Genomic DNA, 1,385 nt, shown 5'->3' on the forward strand with positions numbered 1-1,385 from the left:
TGTTTCTTAATCGGTGTTTTGGCCCGACACGCTGGGTGAATGCTCAGCGGGAAGGGTGCCGTGATGACGACACTAGATGATGTGACGAAGAAGAAATCGACACCACCGTCGGCCGAGGAGGCGGCGGCAGCTGAGCTGGTGCGGTTGGCGAAGGAGCAGGGCCTGTCGTTGACGGGTCCGGATGGGCTGCTCAAGCAGTTCACCAAAACGGTCCTGGAAACCGCGCTGAACGAGGAGATGACCGAGCACCTCGGGCACGACAAGAACCAAGCCAAGCCCGATCGGGAGTCAACAAATATCCGCAACGGGACCCGGCCGAAAACGGTGCTGACCGAGTCCACCGGCCAGGTACCGATCGAAGTCCCCAGAGACCGCGAAGGCACCTTCGAACCGCAGATCGTCAAGAAACGACAGCGCCGACTCAACGGCGTGGATGAGATCGTTTTATCGTTGTACGCCAAGGGTTTAACGACCGGTGAGATCAGCGCGCACTTCGCGGAAATCTACGGCGCATCGGTCTCGAAGGAGACCATCTCGCGGATCACCGACAAGGTGATCGAGGAGATGCAGGACTGGTCCGCGCGGCCGCTCGATGAGGTGTACGCGGCGATTTTCATCGACGCCATCGTCGTCAAAGTCCGCGACGGCCAGGTCGCGAACAGGCCGATCTACGCCGCCATCGGGGTGAGTCTGGACGGCCGCCGCGACGTACTCGGGTTGTGGGCCGGCACCGGTGGCGAGGGCGCCAAGTTCTGGATGAGCGTGCTCACCGACATCCGCAACCGCGGCACCAAGGACGTGTTCTTCCTGGTCTGCGACGGTCTCAAAGGACTGCCGGAGGTGGTGGAGAACGTCTGGCCGGCCACCACCGTCCAAACATGTGTCGTGCACTTAATCCGCAACACCTTTCGGCTCTCGGCACGGCAGCACTGGGACGCGCTCAAACGGGAACTGAAGCCGATCTACACAGCACCGAGCGAGCCCGCCGCCCGAGCTGCTTTCGACGACCTGGCCGAGAACTGGGGCACACGGTATCCGGCGATCATCCGGATGTGGAACAACGCCTGGCCAGAGTTCATCCCGTTCCTCGACTACGACACCGAGATACGGCGAGTCTTGTGCTCTACCAACGCTATCGAGTCTCTGAATGCGCGGTACCGGCGTGCGGTGAAAGCACGAGGTCATTTCCCCAGCGAGCAGGCCGCGTTGAAATGTTTGTACCTGGTGACCCGTTCGCTGGACCCGACCGGCAGAGGTCAGGCACGATGGATCACACGGTGGAAGCCCGCTCTGAACGCTTTCGCGATCACCTTCGCGGACCGTTGGCCCGGATCAGAAACCTACTAATGGAAAACGGCCGAAACACCGTTAACGGGATAGTCCCA

Annotated in this window: 1 protein-coding gene; it reads left to right on the plus strand. The window is 61.2% G+C overall.

The window, feature by feature from the left end; translation table 11 throughout:
- Positions 1-63: 63 nt before the first annotated feature.
- Positions 64-1,347: an IS256 family transposase gene (locus WIMU1_RS25675; RefSeq protein WP_031331253.1), complete on the plus strand. Its 1,284-nt coding sequence runs from the start codon at positions 64-66 to the stop codon at positions 1,345-1,347.
- Positions 1,348-1,385 lie beyond the last annotated feature (38 nt).

The sequence above is a fragment of the Williamsia muralis NBRC 105860 genome (assembly GCF_001598915.1).
GTDB classification, from domain to species: Bacteria; Actinomycetota; Actinomycetes; order Mycobacteriales; family Mycobacteriaceae; genus Williamsia; species Williamsia muralis.